The organism is Flavobacterium sp. W1B (genome assembly GCF_047344965.1).
In the GTDB taxonomy this organism is placed as follows: domain Bacteria; phylum Bacteroidota; class Bacteroidia; order Flavobacteriales; family Flavobacteriaceae; genus Flavobacterium.
The window spans coordinates 1,685,121-1,709,910 of record NZ_CP178845.1 but is presented as its reverse complement, the minus strand read 5'-3'; the positions used below and the strand labels follow the sequence as shown (position 1 = coordinate 1,709,910).

20 protein-coding genes are annotated in these 24,790 nt (G+C 35.9%); 17 read left to right on the top strand and 3 right to left on the bottom strand.

Annotated features, from left to right (window positions below; translation table 11 throughout):
* The first annotated feature begins 27 nt into the window (after window positions 1-27).
* Together ACMDB5_RS07415 and ACMDB5_RS07410 are read left to right on the top strand one after the other, a co-directional pair.
* Window positions 28-2,547 (top strand): cation-translocating P-type ATPase, encoded by a 2,520-nt coding sequence (locus ACMDB5_RS07415; protein ID WP_413997630.1) that lies wholly within the window; start codon window positions 28-30, stop codon window positions 2,545-2,547.
* A gap of 6 nt (window positions 2,548-2,553) precedes the next feature.
* Entirely contained in the window at window positions 2,554-3,354 is an 801-nt protein-coding gene (locus ACMDB5_RS07410) for a sulfurtransferase (protein WP_413997629.1), read from the top strand.
* An 18-nt stretch (window positions 3,355-3,372) separates the two neighbouring features.
* On the opposite strand, the gene ACMDB5_RS07405 is transcribed toward ACMDB5_RS07410, so the two are convergent.
* Complete coding sequence (locus ACMDB5_RS07405; protein ID WP_413997628.1) at window positions 3,373-3,708, bottom strand: tRNA-binding protein; 336 nt, start codon at window positions 3,706-3,708, stop codon at window positions 3,373-3,375.
* A 410-nt stretch (window positions 3,709-4,118) separates the two neighbouring features.
* Between ACMDB5_RS07405 and ACMDB5_RS07400 the strand changes: the two genes are divergently transcribed.
* The 3 genes from ACMDB5_RS07400 to ACMDB5_RS07390 all read left to right on the top strand — a co-directional run bounded on the left by ACMDB5_RS07400 (window position 4,119) and on the right by ACMDB5_RS07390 (window position 6,859).
* Window positions 4,119-5,672 (top strand): FMN-binding glutamate synthase family protein, encoded by a 1,554-nt coding sequence (locus tag ACMDB5_RS07400; protein ID WP_413997627.1) that lies wholly within the window; start codon window positions 4,119-4,121, stop codon window positions 5,670-5,672.
* 6 nt (window positions 5,673-5,678) lie between these two features.
* Window positions 5,679-6,068, top strand: coding sequence for a GreA/GreB family elongation factor (locus ACMDB5_RS07395; RefSeq protein ID WP_413997626.1), 390 nt, complete (start codon window positions 5,679-5,681; stop codon window positions 6,066-6,068).
* A gap of 233 nt (window positions 6,069-6,301) precedes the next feature.
* On the top strand, window positions 6,302-6,859 hold the full coding sequence (locus ACMDB5_RS07390; RefSeq protein WP_413997625.1) for a thioredoxin family protein: 558 nt from the start codon (window positions 6,302-6,304) through the stop codon (window positions 6,857-6,859).
* A 97-nt stretch (window positions 6,860-6,956) separates the two neighbouring features.
* Here ACMDB5_RS07390 and ACMDB5_RS07385 read toward each other — a convergent pair whose 3' ends face one another.
* Complete coding sequence (locus tag ACMDB5_RS07385; RefSeq protein WP_413997624.1) at window positions 6,957-7,889, bottom strand: peptidylprolyl isomerase; 933 nt, start codon at window positions 7,887-7,889, stop codon at window positions 6,957-6,959.
* Window positions 7,890-8,089: 200 nt separating this feature from the next.
* Between ACMDB5_RS07385 and ACMDB5_RS07380 the strand changes: the two genes are divergently transcribed.
* The 10 genes from ACMDB5_RS07380 (at window position 8,090) to uvrB (ending at window position 22,184) form a co-directional block, all read left to right on the top strand.
* Window positions 8,090-8,539: a DUF1569 domain-containing protein gene (locus ACMDB5_RS07380; RefSeq protein ID WP_413997623.1), complete on the top strand. Its 450-nt coding sequence runs from the start codon at window positions 8,090-8,092 to the stop codon at window positions 8,537-8,539.
* Between the two features lie 34 nt (window positions 8,540-8,573).
* Window positions 8,574-11,090, top strand: a complete 2,517-nt coding sequence (locus tag ACMDB5_RS07375; protein WP_413997622.1) for a M14 family zinc carboxypeptidase — start codon at window positions 8,574-8,576, stop codon at window positions 11,088-11,090.
* A gap of 205 nt (window positions 11,091-11,295) precedes the next feature.
* Window positions 11,296-11,973, top strand: coding sequence for a tRNA (guanosine(37)-N1)-methyltransferase TrmD (gene trmD / locus ACMDB5_RS07370; RefSeq protein ID WP_413997621.1), 678 nt, complete (start codon window positions 11,296-11,298; stop codon window positions 11,971-11,973).
* 165 nt (window positions 11,974-12,138) lie between these two features.
* On the top strand, window positions 12,139-12,489 hold the full coding sequence (gene rplS, locus ACMDB5_RS07365; RefSeq protein WP_413997620.1) for a 50S ribosomal protein L19: 351 nt from the start codon (window positions 12,139-12,141) through the stop codon (window positions 12,487-12,489).
* 282 nt (window positions 12,490-12,771) lie between these two features.
* Window positions 12,772-14,994 carry an NADP-dependent isocitrate dehydrogenase gene (locus ACMDB5_RS07360; protein WP_413997619.1) on the top strand — a complete coding sequence of 741 codons (2,223 nt, stop codon included), beginning with the start codon at window positions 12,772-12,774 and terminating at the stop codon, window positions 14,992-14,994.
* 128 nt (window positions 14,995-15,122) lie between these two features.
* Entirely contained in the window at window positions 15,123-17,504 is a 2,382-nt protein-coding gene (locus ACMDB5_RS07355) for a TonB-dependent receptor (RefSeq protein WP_413997618.1), read from the top strand.
* A 4-nt stretch (window positions 17,505-17,508) separates the two neighbouring features.
* A complete protein-coding gene (locus ACMDB5_RS07350; RefSeq protein WP_413997617.1) occupies window positions 17,509-18,330 on the top strand; it encodes a DUF4249 family protein in 822 nt (273 codons plus the stop codon).
* 92 nt (window positions 18,331-18,422) lie between these two features.
* Window positions 18,423-19,085 carry a thiamine diphosphokinase gene (locus ACMDB5_RS07345; protein ID WP_413997616.1) on the top strand — a complete coding sequence of 221 codons (663 nt, stop codon included), beginning with the start codon at window positions 18,423-18,425 and terminating at the stop codon, window positions 19,083-19,085.
* A gap of 94 nt (window positions 19,086-19,179) precedes the next feature.
* Complete coding sequence (rlmF, locus tag ACMDB5_RS07340) at window positions 19,180-20,124, top strand: 23S rRNA (adenine(1618)-N(6))-methyltransferase RlmF (protein WP_414000346.1); 945 nt, start codon at window positions 19,180-19,182, stop codon at window positions 20,122-20,124.
* Window positions 20,125-20,192: 68 nt separating this feature from the next.
* The gene (gene uvrB / locus ACMDB5_RS07335; RefSeq protein WP_414000345.1) at window positions 20,193-22,184 is read left to right on the top strand and encodes an excinuclease ABC subunit UvrB; all 1,992 of its coding nucleotides are present in this window, start codon (window positions 20,193-20,195) and stop codon (window positions 22,182-22,184) included.
* 74 nt (window positions 22,185-22,258) lie between these two features.
* Here uvrB and ACMDB5_RS07330 read toward each other — a convergent pair whose 3' ends face one another.
* Window positions 22,259-22,603: a hypothetical protein gene (locus ACMDB5_RS07330; protein WP_414000344.1), complete on the bottom strand. Its 345-nt coding sequence runs from the start codon at window positions 22,601-22,603 to the stop codon at window positions 22,259-22,261.
* 260 nt (window positions 22,604-22,863) lie between these two features.
* Here ACMDB5_RS07330 and ACMDB5_RS07325 point away from each other — a divergent pair, with 260 nt between their 5' ends.
* Complete coding sequence (locus ACMDB5_RS07325; protein ID WP_414000343.1) at window positions 22,864-23,667, top strand: alpha/beta hydrolase; 804 nt, start codon at window positions 22,864-22,866, stop codon at window positions 23,665-23,667.
* 68 nt (window positions 23,668-23,735) lie between these two features.
* Entirely contained in the window at window positions 23,736-24,767 is a 1,032-nt protein-coding gene (locus ACMDB5_RS07320; RefSeq protein ID WP_414000342.1) for a dipeptide epimerase, read from the top strand.
* Window positions 24,768-24,790 lie beyond the last annotated feature (23 nt).

Below are 24,790 nucleotides of genomic sequence, written 5' to 3'. Positions count from 1 at the left end.
TGAGTAACAGCTTTCAATCGCATCAAAATGACCAAAAAAATCAATATTCCCGAAAATATCATCGGTCTGAATGACGCTGAAGTACAAACTTCAAGAGATCAGTTTGGATCCAATGAACAAATACATAAGCAAAAATACAAGTGGTGGCTGACCCTTCTCGATTTATTCAAAGACCCCATGCTGTTATTATTGATTGCCGTGGCGATTATTTATTTTATAATGGGACAAAACAATGAAGCCTACTTTATGTTGGCCGCATTAGTTGTCGTTTCCGGAATTTCCTTTTACCAAGACAATAGAAGCCGAATAGCACTCGAAACCTTAGAGAAACTAAACGAACCACTAAGTACCGTTTTACGAAATGGAGTAACAGAAAGTATTCCTACGAAAGATATTGTCATCAATGATCTTGTCATTGCCGAAGAAGGCAACACCATCAACGCTGATGGCGAAATTGTACACAGCAATGATTTTTCGGTGAACGAAGCCTCTCTCACCGGTGAAGCCTATGCCGTTTTCAAATCAGAGAAAACAGATATCAAAACAGTATACAGTGGCACCTTGGTAGCTTCGGGTCTGGCAATTTATCGGGTTACTAAAATTGGACACCATACCGAAATTGGAAAATTAGGAAGCTCATTACTAGACATCAAAGAAACACCAACACCTTTACAAACTCAAATTAAAAAGTTCGTAAAAGGAATGGCTGTCGTTGGAATTACTATTTTTCTATTAGTCTGGGCTGTTTATTTCTGGAAAACACAAGACATACTCCTTAGTTTATTGAAAGGATTAACTCTTGCCATGTCCATACTTCCCGAAGAAATCCCTGTGGCGTTTACTACCTTTATGGCTTTAGGATCTTGGCGTTTGATGAAAGAAGGCGTTATCGTAAAAAAAATCAGAACGGTAGAAACCTTGGGAGGAGCCACGATAATTTGCACCGACAAAACCGGAACGCTTACCAAAAACAAGATGAGCCTCCAATCGGTTTATGCTTTCAGCACCAAGCAATTGTACGAAAAAGAAAACTGGAATGATTCCGAAGCCAAAAAAGTAATTGAAACTGCCATGTGGGCGAGTGAACCTGTACCTTTTGATCCGATGGAAAAAACCCTGCATCACGAATACAAGAAAACGGTGAGTAACGACACCAGAGAGCAGTTTTCTATGATTCATGAATATCCGCTCGATGGGAAACCGCCCATGATGACTCATATCTTCCAAAATAAAGATGGTAAAAGGATTATTGCAGCCAAAGGCGGTCCAGAAGCCATTCTAAAAGTGTGCAACCTCAAACCAGAAGAAAAAAAGGAAATATCTAAAACGATTGATTCTTTATCAACTCAAGGTTACCGAATTCTTGGCGTTGGCTATTCTGATTTTGAAGGCGCCAATTTTCCAAAAACCCAACAGGAAATTTCTTTTCATTTTGTAGGATTAGTGACTTTTTATGATCCTCCAAAATCGAATATCAAAGATGTAATTCAACAATTTTATGAAGCCGGAATCCAAGTCAAAGTCATAACCGGAGACAACTCTCTTACCACCAAAGCCATTGCCGAAAAAGCGGGAATTAAAAATGTTGATTCCCTAATGGAAGGTGCCCAAATCATGAAACTAGACGAAATTAAAATGTTAAAATCCATCCACGACACCACTCTTTTGACTCGCATGTTCCCCGAAGCCAAACTCGCAGTAGTGAATGCCCTTAAAAAAGACAGTCAAGTAGTGGCAATGGTAGGTGATGGTGTAAATGATGGCCCAGCATTGAAAGCATCAAATATTGGTGTTGCGATGGGAAAAAAAGGCACCGAAATTGCAAAAAATGCCGCCGATCTGATTCTGATTGATGACGATTTATCCAAAATGATAGTTGCAGTAGCCGCCGGAAGGCGTATTTATGCCAATCTTAAAAAAGCGGTACAATATATTGTTTCCATCCATATCCCTATAATTCTGACAGTTTCTCTACCCTTATTTTTTGGTTGGATTTACCCCGATATATTCACTCCGGTACACATAATTTTCCTAGAATTGGTTATGGGTCCCATGTGTTCCATCGTTTATGAAAATGAACCTGCCGAAAAAAACAGCATGAAACAACCACCCCGACCGCTAAGCAGCACTTTCTTATCGTTAAAAGAAATGGGAATAAGTATTATACAAGGAATCGCAATCACAATTGGAGTTTTATTTGTTTACCAATGGTCGGTGCAAAATGGAGCTAACGAACAACTGACAAGAACCATGGTATTTACTACTTTAGTTTTTTCGAATATTATTTTATCGCTTGTAAACCGTTCCTTCTATTATTCGGTTTTTTCTTCGCTGAAAAACAAAAACAACATAATGGTATTTGCTAATTCGTTAACATTCCTTTTCTTAGCCTTAATATTATACATCGATCCTATTGCTCGTTTCTTTACTGTACTTCCTTTACAACTTCATCAAATTGTATTTTGTGTGGTTATCAGTGCAATTTCTGTACTTTGGATTGAAATCTGGAAATGGAATAAACGAAATAATAAAACACAACTAAAATAAAAAACCATGAAAAGCCCAATTGTATCCGTAGAATGGCTCCACGAACATCTTGAAGATCCTGAATTAATTATACTCGATGCCATTTTGGAAAATCCTACTCAGGATATCCAAATCAAAAATGCTCGACTTTTTGACATCAAAAACAAATTTAGCGACACCAATAATCCCTTGCCCAATACATTACCAAGCCCTGAAGCCTTTGCATCGGCCTGTCGAAAACTGGGCATCAACAACAATAGCAAAATTGTGGTTTATGACACCAAGGGCATTTATTCTAGTCCGAGAGCATGGTGGTTATTTAAAATTATGGGGCATAAAAAGGTGTGGGTTCTTGATGGCGGACTGCCTGCTTGGACAAATAAAGCCTATCCTACCGAAAAAAGACAGAAACAATCTTATAAGGAAGGAAATTTTGAGGCTCATTTCCATCCTCAATTAGTTAAAACAAAAGAACAGATTTTAGAAAACATCCAATCTAAAGAAGCCTTGCTTATAGATGCTCGTTCCACAGACCGTTTCCATGGTGAAACCGAAGAACCAAGAGTTGGCTTGAGAAGCGGGCACATTCCCGGATCGATAAACATTCCCTATACCCAGCTTTTAAGGGATGGTAAATTTTTACCCAAAGAAGAACTAAAAAAGATATTACCTCAACAGGACAAAAATCTGCTGTTTACTTGTGGTTCGGGCGTAACGGCTTGTATTGATTTGATTGCCTATGAACTTATTTCCGACAACTCAAAAGCGGTCTATGACGGTTCCTGGACAGAATGGGGACAAGAACAAGATTTACCTATTGAAAAATGAGAAAGCAAAAGCTTGTTGTTAGCCAATCCTAAGCCCATTTTCTATTTTAAAATCAGGTGCTAACAAAACAACATCGCCCTCTTCGCCTACTGCCCCAAGCACGAGACACTCACTCATAAATCCGCCAATTTGTTTCTTTGGAAAATTAATCACCGCAACAATTTGTCTATTGATTAAATCTTCTTTAGTGTATCGTTTGGTAATTTGCGCAGAGCTTTTTCTAATTCCAATTACTTCTCCAAAATCGATACTAAGTTGGTAAGCGGGTTTTCTGGCATCCGAAAAATCATTAACATTAATGATTGTTCCAACATGCATGGCTACTTTTTCAAAATCTTGCCAAGTCAATTCCATTTTACTTTATTTTTTTCTGAAGTATAAAACTACACATTCCAAAACCGAAAAAAATATGTAAGGAGTTATTTTTATCAAAAAGGCAAGATTCGACTGATAAATAATCCTAAATTTAACATAAATAGAAAAAAAGCCATTGAAAATGAAAAAATGAGTGTATTTTTGCATTGTGAAATTTAATCTTTATGAAAACCTTTCCTAATATGTCGCCAACATGTACCTCTTTTTCTGAAGAGGATTTTGTGCTTGTCGCTAAATTTTCACATTCAAAAGCCTTTGTCAATTAGACCTTCGTCTATATAAAAACAAACTACTTCGAGACGAAGGTTTTACTTAACATCATTCATTTAATCTGCGGTTTTAAAAACATCTTTTTTAAAGCCTAAATCTAATTTAAAAAACTTAAAAATATGTTTTTAAAAAAATTAGCAGTACACCAAATTATTTGGTTAGCTATCGTTTCATTTTTAGTAATCAGTTGTGTATTAGTTTACGAAGGAAATCTCCATTACTTATTTTTAATAATTCCATTATTTTTAATAATTTTACTAGTTCAGGATACATTCCAAACTAGCCATAGTATTAAAAAGAACTATCCTATTGTAGGTAGATTCAGGTATTTCTTGGAATCTTTTCGTCCAGAAATGCGTCAGTATTTTTTTGAAGGCGAATTAGATGGAAAACCCTTCAATCGCAGACAACGTTCTATTGTATATCAGAGAGCTAAAAACGTAAAACAAACTATTTCATTCGGTATGCAGGATGATCCTAACCGTATTGGGTATGAATGGGCAGCACACTCTATTTACCCAAAAAGAGCGGACAAACAGTTTTTTAGAACTACAGTTGGAAATGAACAATGTCTTCAACCCTATAGCGCAAGTATTTATAACATTAGCGCCATGAGTTATGGAGCATTGAGTAAAACTGCCATTTCTTCTTTAAACAAAGGAGCTCAAATAGGAGGATTTGCACACAATACAGGTGAAGGTGGAATTAGTGATTTCCACTTAGAAGGTGGTGATTTAATTTGGCAAATTGGAACAGGGTATTTTGGATGTAGAAACGACGATGGTTCTTTCTCAGAAGAATTATACGCTGTTAAAGCAAATTATCCACAAGTAAAAATGATTGAATTAAAACTATCGCAAGGAGCTAAACCCGGACACGGTGGATTATTGCCAGGAGAAAAAAATACTCCTGAAATAGCTAAAATTAGAAATATAAAGCCCCATATTGCAGTGCACTCTCCTGCGGGACATACAGCGTTTTCAAATAGCGTTGGATTATTGCAATTTTTGCAAAAGATGAGAAAACTCTCTAATGGAAAACCAGTTGGATTTAAAATTTGTATTGGTCGACAAGATGAGTTCATTGATATTATTAAAGCAATGAAGGATACAGGAATTGTTCCTGACTTTATTACCATTGATGGTGCTGAAGGAGGAACTGGAGCTGCTCCACTAGAATTTATTGATTATATGGGAATGGCAATGGCAGATGGAGTTATATTTGCTAGCAAAGTGTTAAAAGAATACGGCCTTAGAGACCAAATAAAGATTATGGCTTCTGGAAAAATCATTACTGGTTTTGATATTGCAAAAGCAATGTCACTTGGAGCTGATGCATGTTATAGTGCAAGAGGAATGATGTTTGCATTGGGTTGTATTCAAGCATTGCAATGTGACAGCGGAAAATGTCCAGTAGGAATTGCTACTCAAGATAAAACATTATATAAAGGATTAGACATTACAGACAAAAGCGTTCGTGTAGCTCATTTCCACAACAATACGCTAAAAGCTTTCGCAGAATTCATAGGAGCTTGTGGTTTTGACAGTCCAAAAGCGATAACTCCAAATGTATTTTACAGAAGAATTGATCACAAAACCAACGAGAGTTTTGCTACATTGTTTTTTAACGATTTTGAAAAAATAACTAAATCTGAAAAAGTAAACTTAAACTAAATCAACATGAAGCCAACACCTATTTTAACAAGTACCGATTACAACATTCTTCGGGAATTGACAAAAAAAGCAAAAGACAGTACTAATATCAGAGAGATCGCTTTGCTTACGCAAGAGTTAGATCGCGCAATCATAAACAAAGACGATGTTGTCGATCAGAGCATCGTTCGCATAAATTCTCACGTGACAATTGAAGATGTCAACACTAAAAAACAAATGAATGTTCAGATTGTGATGCCCTCACAATCTAATCTCAAAGAAGGAAAAGTTTCCATCTTGGCACCTTTATGCGTTGCAATAATTGGTTTTAAAGAAAATGACGAGGTGGAATGGCAATTGCCTGCCGGAATCAAAAACCTAAAAATAATTTCTGTAAACAACGCTACAAACAGCTAATTACAAACTCTTTTAAACACCTCATTTTATGAAGGTGTTTTTTTTTACCTTATTTTATTTTGACTAAATAGAAAACATAAATGGTATTCAATTTCTCAAAACAAAATCCAGCTTTTATCTTTTTTGTTTAAAATTGCAAATCAAATATTTTTCTGACAAAAATTAGCTTTTAAATTTAAAACCCAATCCTTTTTTCTTAACTTTAGCTGAATCTTTAAACCAGAAAAACTTCAATGTCAAAAACTGCTTCAAAAATGATCCCGCTAGGAACTACTGCACCCGAATTTTATTTGAAAGATACCAACTCCGTCGAATCCTTTTCTTTTGCAGATTTAAAAGGCGAAAAAGGAACACTAGTACTATTCATCTGCAACCATTGTCCGTTTGTGCATCATATAATCAATGAGATTGTTATGATCGCCAATGATTACAGAGTGCAAGGACTAGGTGTAATTGCTATTTCAAGTAATGACGTGGCAAATTACCCTCAGGACGCACCTGAGTTCATGACCGAATTTGCTTTCGAAAATAATTTTGAGTTTCCTTATCTTTATGATGAGAAGCAAGAAGTTGCCAAAGCGTATGACGCAGCCTGTACTCCCGATTTTTACTTATTTGACAACCAAGATAAATTAGTCTATCGAGGACAATTGGACGACAGCCGACCTGGAAATGGAATTCCTCTAAGCGGAAATGATTTACGCGGTGCAATTGATGGCGTAATTTACAACCGAACTATCAACCCAGATCAAAAACCGAGTATGGGCTGTAATATTAAATGGAAAATTTAGTGAATCGAAAACTACCAAAATAAAAAATCCCAAAGCTTTCACTTTGGGATTTTCTGTTTATCATTTAGCAGCCTGAAAACTGACTAATAACTGCTTATTATTTAACGTCCATTAATTCAACGTCAAAAATCAAAGTAGCGTTTGGTGGAATTACACCTCCAGCACCACGAGATCCGTAACCTAAATGAGATGGAATCACGAAACGAGCTTTATCACCTACACGCAATAAAGCAATACCTTCATCCCAACCTTCAATAACATTTCCTTCTCCTAATGGGAATTCGATTGGTTTTTTTCTTGGGTAAGAGCTATCAAAAACCTTTCCGTCAGGAAGTTGTCCTGTATAGTGAACAGAAACTGTTTTTCCATTTTCTGCTTTTTTACCTTCACCTCTTTGGATGAATTGGTAACGCAAACCGCTTTCTGTTTTTTCAAAACCAGCAGCTAATTTTTCCATTGCCGCTTCTGCTTCTGCTTTCATAGCATTATCGCGTTTGTTACGAGCTCCTTTGAAAGTGATAAAAGCCTCAATAGCATTCCATTTCTCAGCCTCTTCACCAACTCTTACGATTTCTAAAGTTTCCAAAACATCTCCTTGAGCCACAGCATCAACAACATCTTGTCCTTCAACAACATGTCCAAAAACAGTATGCTTCCCATCTAACCAAGAAGTTGGCACGTGAGTAATGTAAAACTGAGAACCGTTAGTTCCAGGTCCTGAATTGGCCATAGCCAAAACTCCTGGTCTGTCATGCTTCAAACTTGGGTGAAATTCATCGTCAAATTTATAGCCTGGATCTCCAGTTCCGGTTCCTTGTGGACAACCACCTTGAATCATAAAATCAGGAATTACTCTGTGAAATTTCAATCCATCATAATATTTTGTCCCTTGTGGTTTTACTTTATTTTCTAAATTCCCTTCTGCCAATGCCACGAAATTCCCAACAGTTCCTGGCGTCAAATCATGAGCTAATTTTACTAAAATCGACCCTTGTGTGGTGTTGAATTTAGCATATATTCCATTTTCCATTTTGATATATTTAAATTGTGATGCAAATTTACGAAATAAATAATAAATTTGAGACTGTTTTTTAGGAGCACAGCTATTAGAATTCCATAAAAAACATCTTTCCTGCTGTTCGTTTCAATCTTTTGCTTTTATAAAAAGCAAAGGATTTTCACTGCCATCAGGGCTAAACCAAAACTATAAAAATCGCAACAACCTCAGCAATGAAAAGTATATACAACAAAACCCACAACCTAGAACTAATTGATAGAATCAACAAATTAAAACCTGAAAGTCAAGCACAATGGGGAAAAATGAATGCAGCACAAATGCTATCTCATTGTCAAGGACCAATAGATGTCGCTTTTGGAGATTTAAAACTGAAACCTAACTTTCTAATTGCGCTATTGGGAAAACTATTTAAAAATAAAATTTTAGGCGCCGGAGAATTCAAAAAAAGCAGCCCTACAGCTCCTCAATTTATAAGAAAAGAGACGATAGACTTTGAGCAATCTAAAAAAGAGCTTATCTTCAAAATCACGCAGTTTTCAGAACTTGGTGAGAAAGCCATAAAATCAAACAAACATCCCTTTTTTGGAGAGATGTCCTTTGAAGATTGGGACCGACTTCAATACATGCATCTGGATCATCATTTAAAACAATTTGGACAATAACAGCAATATCTAAAAACTAACAAACCAAGCTTTCATGAAACAATTCTTCTTTACCTTCCTTTTATTTTGCTGCTTAGCCAATGCCCAGCAACAGCCTACATTAGATTATTATCTTCCACAAAACAGCACTTACAACAAAAACATTCCTACTCCCAAAAGCATATTCCATTTTGAATTGGGAGAAATGCACACCGATCATACACAAGTAGCACTTTATATGAATGAAGTAGCAAAAGCATCCGACAGAATTTCGATTGAAACCACAGGTTATACTTTTGAAAACAAACCCCTACAATTACTTACTATTTCGAGTCCAAAGAACCTTGCTAACATCGATGCCATCCTTAAAAGACATCAAGCGGTAACAGATCCTGGAGCTGACAATAGTGACCTTTCTGATTTACCCATCATCGTTTATTTAGGCTATTCAATTCATGGGAATGAGTCTAGCGGCACAGGTGCAGCAATTGCTTTGGCCTATTATCTAGCCGCTGCCGAAAGTCCAGAACTCGAAAAAACATTAGAGAAAACTATTATTCTATTGGATCCATGTTTTAATCCTGATGGATTGCAACGTTTTTCTACTTGGGTAAACAGTAGTAAAAGCACTCATTTAGTGACAGATCCCAATGACCGTGAATTTAATGAAATGTGGCCTAAAGGACGCTTCAATCACTACTGGTTTGACATGAACAGAGATTGGCTTCCGGCACAACTTCCAGAAAGTCAAGCCAGAATAAGAACATACCGAAAATGGTTACCCAACTTATTATGTGATTTTCACGAAATGGGAACCAATGCTACTTATTTTTTCCAGCCTGGAGAACCTAGCCGTACTAATCCGCTGACTCCGGAACTAAATCAAATTCTAACTCGCAAAATTGCGGGTTATCACGCTAAAGCTTTAGATAAAATAGGTAGCTCTTATTTTATAGAAAAGAATTATGATGATTTTTATTACGGCAAAGGCTCTTCTTATCCAGACATTAATGGATCAATAGGAATTTTGTTTGAGCAAGGTAGTTCTAGAGGCCATGCACAAGAAAGTACTAACGGAATCTTAACTTTTCCGTTTACCATCAGAAATCAATTCACTACCAGTTTATCATCCTTGCAAGCAGCTTACGAAATGCGAAAAGAACTTCTGGAGTATCAAAGAGATTTTTACATTAAAGCTAAAAATGACAGCAAAAAAAGCAAGACTAAAGCCTATGTTTTTGGCGATGAAAAAGATGCAACAAGGGTAAATGAATTGGCAAAAATATTAAACCAACATAAAATTGAAATGTTCAAGTTAAAAGAGGATATTACAATCAACAAAAAGAAATTCGACAAGAACCTGAGCTATATCATCCCTGTAGAGCAACAAAACACAAAACTTATCAATGCAATTTTCGACAGACAAACCAAATTCAAAGACAGTTTGTTTTATGACATTTCCACTTGGAGTTTTGACTTGGCCTTCAATCTAAATTTTGAAGGAATGAATTCCCTTTCTCAGGCAGGAACGAAATACGAAGCTAGCGCAAAAATGGGCTTTGTGTCCAAAAAAAGTAATATTGGCTATTTAATTGAATGGACCGACTATGAGTCGCCAAAACTTTTAAACCAAATTCTTTCCAAAAATTTACGCATTAGAACGACTAAACAGCCATTCACACACAATGGAAAAACCTTTTCCTATGGCAGTCTTTTCCTCCCTGTTCAAAACCAGGAAATGGATTCCGATGAAATATTTAATTACTTAAATAAAATAATTTCACAGTATGCTATTGAAATTACAGGAGTCGAAACCGGATTTACAGAAGGCATCAACTTAGGAAACCCAAACTTTATAACCCTAACACAACCAAAAGTTGCCATGGTGGTAGGACAAGGAGTAGACGCCTCTGATGCAGGAGAAATATGGCATCTATTTGATCAAAAAGCAGCCATGCCTTTGACCAAAATAAACATAGAACAGTTACAAAACGTAGATTTAAGCAGGTATAGCACCTTACTATTAGCCAATGGAAATTATTCCGGTTTTTCAACGAAAGCAATTACAAAAATAGAGCAATGGATACAAAATGGAGGAACCCTTATTGCTTACCAAGATGCTATAAAATGGCTAAATGATTCCAAGTTCATAGATTTAACTTTTAAAACTATAAAAAGCGAAGCAAAAGAAGTTTCCTTTGAACAAGCCGATGATTACAAGGGCGCACAATTAATCTCAGGAGCTATATTTGAAACCAAATTAGATCTATCGCATCCTATCAATTTTGGTATGCCTAGAAATACGATGCCTATTTTCAGAAACACATCCATCATTATAGAACCCAACAAAAACAGCTACAACAACCCTATTCAATACACAAAAAACCCATTGATTAGTGGTTATATTTCGAAACAAAATTTGGAGTTATTAAAAGGAACCGTGCCTTTTCAATCCATAAAAAAAGGCGAAGGAAAAATCATTGTTTTTACTGATAATACTAATTTCAGAGCATTCTGGTTAGGTACAGAGAAATTGCTTTGGAACGCTATTTTCTTTAGCAAATTAATGTAATCCTTAAAGCAATCTTTTCGAATTACTAATTTTTAAAAAAAATCAATGCTTGAAATAAAGTCCTGCTCGGTAAAACCTTGCAGGACTTTTTCATTTATTAAACATAAACAAAGAACATACTTCTGAAAAACAGGACTCAATAGCAAGGTCAACTCCTGAAAAAAATCTTTGTACATTTGCACTTTCAAAACTTAGAAATAAAATTATGCGCATTGATATAGTTACCGTTTTACCTGAATTGTTAAGAAGCCCGTTTGAGGCTTCGATTATGAAACGGGCTATCGATAAAGGATTGGTAGAAGTTCATTTTCACAATTTAAGGGATTACACCACTAACAGACAAAAAAGCGTAGATGACTATCCATATGGTGGTGGCGCCGGAATGGTTATGACGGTTCAGCCTATTGATGCTTGTATCACGCATTTGAAAAACGAAAGAGACTACGACGAAATCATTTATATGTCGCCAGATGGAGAGACTTTAAACCAAAAAATGGCCAATACCATGTCTATGTATGAGAATATTATCATCTTGTGTGGGCACTATAAAGGAGTGGATCAAAGAGCACGCGACCATTTTATCACCAAAGAAATATCTATTGGTGATTATGTTTTATCCGGAGGAGAATTAGGAGCCTTAGTTTTATCCGACGCTTTGATTCGGTTGATACCCGGTGTTCTGAGTGATGAAACCTCGGCACTGACAGATAGTTTTCAAGATAATTTATTATCTCCACCTATATACACCAGACCTGCTGACTATAAAGGATGGAAAGTTCCCGAGGTGTTAACCAGTGGTAATTTTGCCAAAATTGACAAATGGCGAGAAGACATGGCTTATGAACACACTAAGAACAGAAGGCCGGATTTACTGGAAGAATAGTTTAGCGTTAAGCTAGCGGTGTTCAGTCGTATTAAACAGTACAAAAAAACATGATTTATAATTCATAAATTCATAAATTATAACTATTTTTGCACCCACATTTGATTAACCTCTGGCGATACCCGTGAATGTTGATCCGATTTTAAACCATAATTAGCATTTAAAATGGCAAATTTAGTAGATTTCGTTAATAGCGAATTTGTTACAAGAAAAGATTTCCCTGTATTCGGAGCTGGTGATACAATCACAGTTTACTACGAAATTAAAGAGGGTGAAAAAACTAGAACACAGTTTTTCAAAGGAGTAGTTATCCAAAGAAGAGGTACAGGAAGTACTGAAACTTTTACTATTCGTAAAATGTCAGGTGCAATAGGTGTTGAGCGTATCTTCCCTGTAAACTTGCCAGCTTTACAAAAAGTTGAAATCAACAAAAAAGGTGCAGTTCGTAGAGCTAGAATTTTCTACTTCAGAGAACTTACTGGTAAAAAAGCAAAAATCAAAGACAAAAGAAGATAGTCAACGATCTCTTTATCATAAAAATCCCATCCCGAATCATCAGGATCGGGATTTTTTTTTGCCTTTTTTTAAAATAAAACCATAAACAACTTATTTTATCTAAAATAAACGAAGAAATCAACAATTTACAACTACCAACGTAGCAATCCCATAATTCCTATATTTCTATGCAAAACCCAAGTTAATTTCAGTCTGATTTTCATATATTTGCTACGCCTAATTTTTGGCAAAACATACATTTCACATCCTAATTATTAGGGATACGATTATAAAATAAAAAAAATGACACAAAAATCAAAGATTGTTTACACCTTGACTGATGAGGCGCCTTTGTTAGCGACTTATTCTTTTTTACCAATTGTACAAGCATTTACCGCAACTGCAGGAATTGAGATAGAAACCGAAGACATCTCGTTAGCAGCAAGAATTTTAGCAAACTTCCCTGAATTTTTGGACACTGACCAAAAAGTAAAAGATTCATTAGCTGAACTTGGTAAATTAGCAACTTCTCCAGAAGCAAACATCATTAAATTACCAAACATTTCAGCATCAGTTCCTCAGTTAAAGGGAGCAATTGCCGAATTACAGGCTCATGGTTATAAAATCCCAAATTTCCCGGAAGATCCTCAAAACGATGCCGAGAAGGAAATTAAAGCAAAATACTCTAAAATTTTAGGCTCTGCCGTAAACCCAGTTTTACGCGAAGGAAACTCTGACCGTAGAGCTCCAAGAGCAGTTAAAAATTTCGCTAAAGCAAACCCACACTCTATGGGGGCTTGGTCTAGTGCTTCTAAAACCAAAGTAGCTTCAATGTCAAATGGGGATTTTTACGGAAGTGAAAAATCAGTTACAGTTGCTGAAGCCAATGATGCTAAAATTGAATTCATTGCTAAAGACGGTACAGTTACTGTTTTGAAAGCAAGTACACCTTTGAAAGCAGGAGAAATCATTGACAGTTCTGTAATGAACATTGCTGCTTTGAAAAGTTTCATTACTGAAACTATAGCTGAAGCTAAAAAAGAAAATCTTCTACTTTCAGTTCATTTAAAAGCAACTATGATGAAGGTTTCTGACCCAATCATCTTTGGTGCTATCGTTGAAGTATTTTTCAAAGATGTTTTTGCAAAATATGCTGACTTATTCAAAAAATTAAATGTCGATACTCGTAATGGTTTAGGAGATGTATATGCTAAAATAGCTGGACAACCTGAACAAGCAGAAGTAGAAGTTGCCTTGACACAAGCTATCGAAAACGGACCTGCTTTGGCTATGGTAAATTCTGATAAAGGAATTACCAACCTACACGTACCATCTGATGTAATTGTTGATGCTTCTATGCCGGCTATGATCCGTACTTCGGGTCAGATGTACAACAAAGAAGGAAAACAACAAGACACTATCGCTGTTATTCCAGACCGTTGTTATGCTGGAATATATACTGCAACTATCGATTTTTGCAAAAAACACGGTGCTTTTGACCCAACAACAATGGGAAGCGTACCAAACGTAGGTTTGATGGCTCAAAAAGCAGAAGAATATGGTTCTCACGACAAAACATTCCAAATAAAAGCTGACGGAGTTGTTCGCGTACTAGACCAAAACGGAACTGTATTGATGGAACAAGCGGTTGAAGCTAATGACATTTTCAGGATGTGTCAAGCTAAAGATGCTCCAATTCAAGACTGGGTTAAATTGGCTGTAAACAGAGCTCGTTTATCTAATACTCCTGCCGTATTCTGGTTGGACGAAAACAGAGCACACGATAGAGAATTAATCGTTAAAGTTCAAAAATACTTAAAAGATTACGATACAACTGCTTTAGACATTCGCATCCTTAATCCAATTGCTGCAACCGAATTTACATTAGAAAGAATCATCAAAGGTTTAGACACTATCTCAGTAACAGGAAACGTATTACGTGACTATTTAACTGATTTATTTCCTATTCTTGAAGTTGGAACTTCTGCAAAAATGTTATCTATAGTTCCTTTAATGAATGGCGGTGGCTTGTTTGAAACCGGTGCCGGTGGATCAGCTCCAAAACACGTAGAGCAATTTACTCAAGAAGGATACTTACGTTGGGATTCTCTTGGAGAGTTTTTAGCATTAGGAGCTTCTTTAGAGCATTTAGGACAATCATTGAATAATGAAAAAGCAATTGTTTTATCTGAAACATTAGATCAAGCAAATGATGCATTCTTAAAAAATGACAAATCTCCTGCAAGAAAAATAGGAGGAATTGATAACCGTGGTTCTCATTTCTATTTAGCAATGTACTGGGCCGAAGCGCTTGCAGCTCAAGATAAAGACGCTGAACTTAAAGCAATCTTCACTCCTATTGCAAAAGAGCTTAAAGAAAATGAAGCAAAAATCAATACTGAATTAATTTCAGCACAAGGTAAAGCACAAGAAATTGGTGGTTACTTCCAACCAAATCCAGAGCTAACCAGCAAAGCAATGCGCCCTAGCGAAACTTTCAATAGCATTTTAGCTAAAATAGCATAACTGTATTTTATATTTTGCAAAAAAAAGACAACCATAATAGGTTGTCTTTTTTTATTAACGTTATTTTAACGCTTGTTCTATAGCCGTTTATTTGTAATTTGGTCAAATTTGTAATTTAAATCCTAAAAATGCTTACTAAGAAAATTCGTTTTTTACTTATTCTATTATTAACTGGTCTGAATGTTTTTTCTCAGGAAAAATTCACACTAAGCGGCACCATTACCGATGCAAAAAGCAATGAAACTTTAATTGGTGTAAATATCATTATCCCTGAATTAAAAACAGGTGCAACAACAAATGAATACGGATTCTATTCTATTACTTTGCCTAAAGAAAATTACAGAATTAAAATCCAATATCTAGGCTATACTAGCGTAGAAAAAACAATTGATCTAAATCAAAACACAAAATACAACGTTGCACTTTCGGGGAACGAAACCATCTTGCAAGAAGTTATAATCAGCAATAATAAAAAGACAATTGACCTTAAAACTCCGGAAATGAGCGTCAACAAACTCTCTATTTCTAACATAAAAAAAATGCCAGTTGTTCTTGGAGAAGTAGATATACTAAAATCTATTTTATTGCTGCCCGGCGTTACCAATGCCGGTGAGGGTGCTTCGGGATTTAATGTTCGCGGAGGTGGCGCTGACCAGAATTTAATCTTATTAGACGAAGCTACAATTTTTAATTCTTCGCATGTATTTGGCTTTTTCTCTGTTTTTAATCCTGACGCTATCAAAGATTTAAAACTATACAAAGGAGGAATTCCAGCCCGTTTTGGAGGAAGAGCTTCTTCTGTTCTAGATATTTATCAAAAAGATGGAAACAGTAAAGATTTTCATGTAAATGGCGGAATTGGATTAATTTCCAGTAGGATTTTAGCCGAAGGTCCCATAGTAAAAGACAAAGGCTCCTTTTTGATTGGCGGCAGGAGTTCCTATGCTCATTTATTCTTGAAACTATCCGAAGAACAAAAAGATAATTCCGCTTACTTCTATGATTTAAACACAAAACTAAGCTACAAACTCAACCCAAACAACAGTGTGTATCTGTCAGGCTATTTTGGACGCGATGTATTCAGCTTAAGCAAAAGCTTCACCAACATCTACGGCAATTCAACTTTAAATTTACGTTGGAATCATCTTTTTTCCGACAAACTATTTTCTAATTTATCCCTTATTTACAGCGATTACTATTACGGGTTAAATTTGGATTTAGTAGGTTTCAAATGGGATTCCGGTATCAAAAATTACAATATCAGATACGATTTCAAGAATTATATTTCGGACAAATTCAAGCTAAATTATGGGACAAATGCCATTTATTACAACTTTAACCCCGGAACCATAAAGCCATCCAATCCTAATTCCGGAATCAATGCGGACCAATTAGACAAAAAAACAGCATTTGAACCAGCAATTTACATCAACGCCGAACAGGAATTAACCGATAAAATATCCCTTTCTTACGGACTTCGATACAGCATGTTTTATCGTTTAGGAGCATCTACGGTTAATATTTACGAAAACAATAATCCGGTATTATTCAATACGGATATGCAGATTTATGAAAAAGCAACACCAATAACAACCCAATATTACGCCAAAAACAAAGTCATCGAAAGCTTTAACAATCTGGAGCCTCGATTTTCCTTTGCCTACCAACTCAATGAAAGCCAATCGGTAAAAATCAACTACAACCGAATGGTACAGTATTTACAGCTTATTTCGAACACCTCATCACCTACTCCGCTCGATGTTTGGACACCAAGCGATAATTTCATAAAACCTCAGATTGCTGACCAAGTGGCTTTGGGCTATTTTAAAAATTTCAACGACGGAGCCTATTCTCTTGAAGTAGAAACCTATTATAAAAAAATCCAAAATAGACTAGATTATATAGATGGCGCCGATTTAATCGCCAATAAAGCCATCGAACAAGTAATCTTAAACGGGCAAATGAGAGCCTATGGATTAGAAATGATGTTCAAGAAAAACGAAGGCCGATTCAATGGATGGATTTCCTATACTTTATCAAAATCAGAGCAGCAAACACCCGGAAGATCTGCCACCGAAACAGGAATCAACAATGGCCAATGGTACAAATCTGTGTATGACAAATTACACAATATTGCTATAACAAGTTCCTATTATTTAAACGAAAAATGGTCATTTGGTGGAAATTTCACTTTACAAAGCGGACAACCGATAACCCATCCTGTTGGTCAGTACGAATACCTTGGCATTACCATACCTAATTATGGTCTAAGAAATCAAAACCGACTTCCTACTTACCATCATTTAGATATTGCGGCGACTTTGACGCCTCACTCTAACAAGGGGCGAAACTGGAAAAGCGAATGGGTTTTTAGCATTTACAATCTGTACAGTCGAAAAAATGCGGCTTCAATTAATTTCAAACAAAATTTAGAAACCGGATACAATGAAGCGATAAAAACTTCCATTTTCGGCATTGTTCCTGCTGTTAGTTATAATTTTAAATTTTAAATCGATGAAAAAAATAGCATATTGTTTTGTAATCCTAATTGCCTTTTTATTGAACAGCTGCGAAGAAGTGGTTCAAGTAAATTTGGATACAGCTCCGCCAAAACTGGTCATAGAAGCTTCGATAAATTGGAAAAAAGGAACAACAGGAAATAATCAGAAAATAAAACTGACAACCACAACTGATTTTTACAACCCTATTATCCCAAAAGTATCAGGAGCAATAATTTATATCAAAAACAGCTCTAACCAAACCTTTACTTTTTTAGAAATCCCAAAAACAGGCGAATACATTTGTTCCAGTTTTTTACCGATGCTAAATGAAACTTATAAGCTGACAGTTATACACAATGGCAATACTTATACCGCTACCGAAACTCTAAAATCAGTTGCGCCTATCACAAAAATAGTGCAAAACGATGCAGGTGGCATTACCGGAAAGGACATCGAAATAAAAACCTATTTTAACGATCCAGCCAATGAATCGAACTATTACTTTTACAAATATGCTTATTCTGACCAACTAAAATCAAATTATTACGCTGCCGATGATGCTTTATTTCAAGGAAACGAATTCTTTAGTAAATCTCAAAACGACGAAATAAAAAGCGGCGATTTAATTGAAATAACCCATTATGGGGTTTCAAAAACGTATTATAATTACTTGAAAGTATTAGTAAGCATTGCCGGAAGTAATAGTGGCGGTCCTTTTCAGTCTCCGCCGGCAACCGTAAGAGGAAATATTATTAACACTACTGATTTTGCGAATTATCCTTTAGGCTATTTTTCGTTGAGCGAAGTCGATGTAAGAAGCTACACCGTCAAATAGCATTCAGCTACCAAAACTGAAAACTGCGACTAAATCTTTTTATATCTTTGCATCTGAAATCTGCATTTTAAATTCTTAAATCTCAAATCAAAATGTCATCACATCATATCGTTCGCGACGACCAGGAACCCGCTTTAATTATCGCTAACGGTGCCTCCTGCCATCCCGAATTATTGGGACAGCTTTTAGAATGGTCACCTTTGGTCATCGTATTGGATTCGGCTATCGAAAGAGTGATGCAATTAGACATAAAAGTAGATGTTCTTTTGGGCGATTTTGACCGTGATTTTAATCCCGAAATTTATCAGACTTCCCAATATCCGTTGGAAATTGTTCACACACCAGACCAAGACAAAACCGATCTGGAAAAAGCATTCGATTATCTTATAGACCGAAAAATCCCTGCCGTAAATGTCGTTTGGGCAACCGGCAGAAGAGCCGACCATACCATTACCAACCTCACCAATATTGTACGATATAGAGAGAAATTGAAAATTGTCATATTGGATGACCATTCAAAAGTCTTTTTATTACCAAAAAAATTCGAAAAATGGTATCCGGCAAACACACCTATTTCCTTAATACCAATAGGACATGTAAGCGGCATACATTCTGAAAATCTGTTTTATCCTTTAAAAGACGACAGCCTTACCATTGGATATCGAACCGGAAGTAGCAATCACGTTGCCAATGATGGAATTATCACAATTGAGCACGACCAAGGCGATCTGTTAATGATGGAATGCATGGACTAATATCGTAAGATAAATCTATAGAATCTTCCACTTAGCGCTTTATTTTAGGACTTTACAGAAAGAGATTGACTATCTTTGCATCGAAATTCAAAAAATGAAACCGAAAACAATTACCGAAAAGACTAATTTACATCCGAGAAATCTTGATAGATTTGGATATGATTTTAAACAATTAATCAAAGATTCTCCCGAATTAGAGGCTTTTGTTTCATTCAACGAACACCACATTGAAACCATAGATTTCAGCAATCCCGATGCCGTAAAGTCTTTAAACAAGGCATTATTACGTTCACATTACAACATACAAAACTGGGATATTCCTGCAAATTATCTTTGCCCGCCTATTCCGGGAAGAGCAGATTACATTCATTATATTGCTGATTTACTTGCGGAAAACAACAACGGTATCATTCCCGAAGGAAACACGGTTCAAGGTCTTGACATTGGCGTTGGAGCAAATTGTATTTATCCAATAATAGGAAACTCATCCTATGGCTGGAGTTTTGTTGGAACCGACATCGATGAAAAAGCAATTGAAAATTGCAGTGCCATCATTAAAGCCAATCCTAAATTGATTGATAATATTAGTTTGCAACAACAAACCGAATCGCGCTTTATTTTTAAAAATATCATTACACCTGAAGATAAATTTACCTTCACCATTTGTAATCCTCCATTTCATAAATCAATGGAAGAGTCTACAAAAGGATCATTGCGAAAAGTCAATAATTTAGAGAATAAAAAATCTACGGTACCAGTCCTTAATTTCGGAGGCCATAATGCGGAATTATGGTGCGAAGGAGGCGAACTCGCATTCATTACCCAAATGATTTACGAAAGCGCCAAATATCCAATGCAGTGTTTATGGTTCACTACTTTAGTATCTAAACAATCGCATCTTTCTAGCATTTATAAGACATTAAACAAAGTCAATATTGTTGAAGTAAAAACTATCGAAATGTCTCAAGGACAAAAAAACAGCCGCATTGTTGCCTGGACATTTTTGAGCGAAACGCAACAAAAAGCATGGAAGTTTTAAGTTTTTCTATACTTTTTTCTAGTTAATTCCTTTGTACCTTTGCGATATAGATTTTTTGCCCTAATAAAATGAATTTCAAAGTAGTATCCGATTACCAACCGAAAGGTGACCAACCCCAAGCCATTGAAAAATTAGCCCAAGGCATAATTGACGGAGATAAATTCCAAACATTATTAGGAGTTACCGGTTCCGGTAAAACATTTACGGTTGCAAATGTGATTCAGGAAGTACAAAGACCTACTTTGGTTTTGGCACACAACAAAACCTTGGCAGCACAATTGTATTCGGAATTCAAACAGTTTTTCCCGAATAATGCTGTAGAATATTTTGTTTCCTATTACGACTACTACCAACCGGAAGCCTTCATGCCAGTTACGGGCGTATTCATTGAAAAAGATTTATCTATCAATGAAGAGCTGGAAAAGATGCGAATGTCAACAACTGCCTCGTTGCTTTCTGGACGAAGAGATATTTTAGTAGTTGCATCGGTTTCCTGTTTGTACGGTATTGGAAATCCGGTAGAATTTCAGAAAAATTTAATTCCAATTGAGAAAGGGCAAATCATTTCCCGAACAAAATTATTACATCAACTGGTGCAAAGTTTGTATTCCAGAACAGAAGTCGATTTTAATCCCGGAAGTTTCAGGATAAAAGGAGATACCGTAGATGTATATCCCAGTTATGCGGATGAAGCGTACAGAATTCATTTCTTTGGTGACGAAATCGAGGAAATTGAAAGTTTCGACACCAAAGATTCTAAAGTCCTTGAGAAATTTGACCAATTGACGATTTATCCCGCCAATATGTTTGTCACTTCACCGGATGTATTACAAGGTGCCATTTGGGAAATTCAACAAGATTTGGTCAAACAAGTGGATTATTTCAAAGAAATCGGCAAACATCTCGAAGCAAAACGTCTCGAAGAAAGAACCAATTTCGATTTAGAAATGATTCGGGAATTAGGATATTGTTCCGGAATCGAAAATTATTCTCGTTATCTCGATGGCAGACAAGCCGGAACCAGACCATTCTGTTTATTGGATTATTTTCCAAAAGATTACCTGATGGTCGTCGATGAAAGTCACGTAACGATTTCCCAGGTACATGCCATGTATGGAGGCGACCGCAGCCGAAAAGAGAACTTGGTAGAATATGGTTTCCGTCTTCCCGCAGCCATGGACAACCGACCTTTAAAATTCGAAGAATTTGAAGCAATGCAAAATCAGGTCATTTATGTTTCGGCAACGCCCGCAGATTATGAACTGCAAAAAACAGATGGTGTTGTTGTGGAGCAAGTGATTCGCCCCACGGGATTATTGGATCCAATAATAGAAATCCGTCCAAGTTTGAACCAAATTGATGATTTAATCGAGGAAATTCAACAACGTTGTGAACTAGACGAACGTGTTTTGGTAACTACCTTGACCAAAAGAATGGCCGAAGAATTGGCAAAATACTTAACAAAAGTTTCAATCCGTTGTCGTTATATTCATTCGGACGTAGAAACCTTGGAGCGCATCGAAATCATGCAGGACCTTAGAAAAGGATTATTTGATGTACTAATTGGAGTAAACCTATTACGTGAAGGATTAGACTTACCGGAAGTATCGCTTGTGGCTATTTTAGATGCCGATAAAGAAGGATTCTTGCGCAGCCATCGTTCGCTTACGCAAACAATAGGTAGAGCCGCGAGAAACCTAAATGGGAAAGCCATTATGTATGCTGATAAAATTACAGCAAGTATGCAAAAAACGATAGATGAAACCGATTACCGCAGAACCAAACAAATCAATTACAATACCGCAAATAATCTGGTGCCTCAAGCTCTGAATAAAAAAATTGAAAGTGCTTTTACCAAAAATCCTTTGGCGGATTATGAATTAGGTTACGGCTTAGATACCGCTGCCGAAACGACGACAGAATATTTATCGAAAGAGGAAATCGAAAAACGTATTCGGGAAAAACGCAAAGCAATGGAAAAAGCAGCCAAAGAATTGGACTTTATGCAAGCTGCAAAATTCCGTGATGAGATTAAAAAGCTACAGGAACAATTGCCTTAATTATGTTGCTCCCTTAAATAAAAAAGGAGAACCAAAATTTGTTCTCCTTTCCTTATAATTATCTGTAACAGCTGTTAATCATCATATCTATTACCTTTGTTGTATCTTTTATAATCTTTTTCTTTATATTTTTTATAACAATCCTTCCCGTGATAATGTCTTTTTTCTTCACACTTTCTTCTTTCATATCTTCTTTCCTCATGCCATCTATCATAGTCGCGCGCTCTGCGATCTACATATACGACAGGCTCATCGTGATATACAACTTTTCTCCTTTGTACCTCGTATCCGGTATCATATTGACCCGATACAACTACTGATGGCAGTCTGATATCTATACCTAATGAAACTTGCGCGCTCATAGCATTTGAGGCAAAAAAAGCAATTCCTAGTATTGCGAGTAATTTTATATTTTTCATCTTTTCAAAATTTTAATTAATATCTATAACAACAAAGCCAATAACTATGCCAATCAATTGTTCTAAAAACAATAAAAATTAATGCAATGAAAAAAAATAGCAAACACAAAACCTTTAATCACACATAATCAAAAACTTACAACAAAAAACTTTAAGAAAAATATTCATGTATTGATAAATAGCAAATAGAGCCTACAATCAAATCATAAAAATAATTCCTATTTTTATCTAAAAAAATGCTTCTATAAAAATCCTTACTAATGAATAAACGACTGTTTCTCCTTCTTGTATTATTTTTTACCTTAACAAATACAATAGCCCAAGAAAGCACTGCCTCAAAACAAGTTTCTACCTTTAGTATTGAGGCTCCACAATTAAAAACCTCAAAAAAAATATGGGTTTATCTCCCAAAAAATTACGAAAACTCCAAGAAAAAATATTCTGTTATGTATATGCATGACGCACAGAATTTATTTGACTCAAAAACATCGTATGCTGGCGAATGGCATGTTGACGAAAAACTAGACAGTATTAATGCGCAAATAATCGTTATTGGGATCGAACATGGCAACGATAAACGTATGGAAGAATTGACACCCTTCAAAAATGAAAAATACGGAGGAGGAAACGCCGATGCCTATCTTGAATTTATTGTCAAAACTTTAAAACCACACATTGACCGTACATATAGAACCAAGACCAAAAAGAAAAATACTCTAATAATGGGGAGTTCCCTTGGTGGATTGGTTTCCTATTACGCAGTTTTGAAATACCCAGAAGTGTTCGGGAAAGCGGGAATTTTCAGTCCTTCCTTTTGGTTTTCTAACAAAATATTCGATTTAGCAGAAAACACAAAAAGTATAAAAAGCAAAATTTATTTCTTGTGTGGCGACAATGAAAGTGAAGATATGGTTTCAGATTTGAATAAAATGGAAAATCTAATAAACACAAAGCGCTGTAAATGCTTAAACTTGACCGAAAAGGAAATTATAAAAGGAGGCCAACACAATGAAAAATTATGGAGTGATGGATTTACAAAGGCCATTCTTTGGTTAGGATATTAACTTATTCATTATATTTATCAACTGATTTCACAACTGATTTATCCAAAATCACACTCCTACAATAAAATATGGAATTAATAATAAGAGCATACGACCTCAAACTAAAACACACTTTTACAATCTCCAGAAAATCAATTGATACACAACCATCATTAATTGTAGAATTAAAAAGTGGGGAATTCTCAGGATACGGAGAAGCAACCTCCAATCCTTATTACAATATTACTGTACCAATGATGGTACAGAATTTAGATAAAATTCGGGTTTTGATTGAATCTTCAGACAATGAAACTCCCGAAGATTTTTGGACAAAAATATATCCTTATTTAAAGCACGATATGTTTGCGCTTTGCGCTTTGGACATTGCATTTAACGATTTGTATGCTCGAAAAAAAGAAAAAAAACTATACCAACTTTGGAACTATACCACCGAAAAAAATCCATTGACTGATTACACTATCGGAATTGCCTCGATAGAGGAAATGGTTTTAAAAATGAAAGAACTGCCTTGGCCTATTTATAAAATAAAACTAGGAACAGCAGAAGATATTACTATTGTAAAAGAATTACGCAAACATTCTAATTCCATTTTTAGAGTTGATGCCAATTGTGGTTGGGGAGTTAATGAAACCATTAATAATGCAATCGAATTAAAAAAACTAGGCGTAGAATTTCTGGAACAACCCATAAAAGCTGATGATTGGGAAGCGCACAAGGAAGTTTTTAAACATTCTGTTTTACCAATCATAGCTGACGAAAGTTGTATTATCGAAGAAGATGTAGCTAAATGCTACAGCCATTTTCATGGTGTAAACATCAAATTGATGAAATGTGGCGGAATCACTCCCGGAAGGAGAATGATTAAAGAAGCGAAAAAATTAGGATTAAAAACAATGGTGGGTTGCATGACCGAATCATCCGTAGGAATCTCAGCCATTGCACATTTGTTGCCGGTTTTGGATTATGTAGATATGGACGGAGCCTTGCTCTTGAAAGAAGATATTGCCACAGGCGTAACAATTGTGGATGGAAAAATCATTTATTCTGAAACCAACGGCACAGGAGTTGAACTAAAAGATACAATCCAATTTGATGCTTAAAAAATATACCGATCCAATTGCTT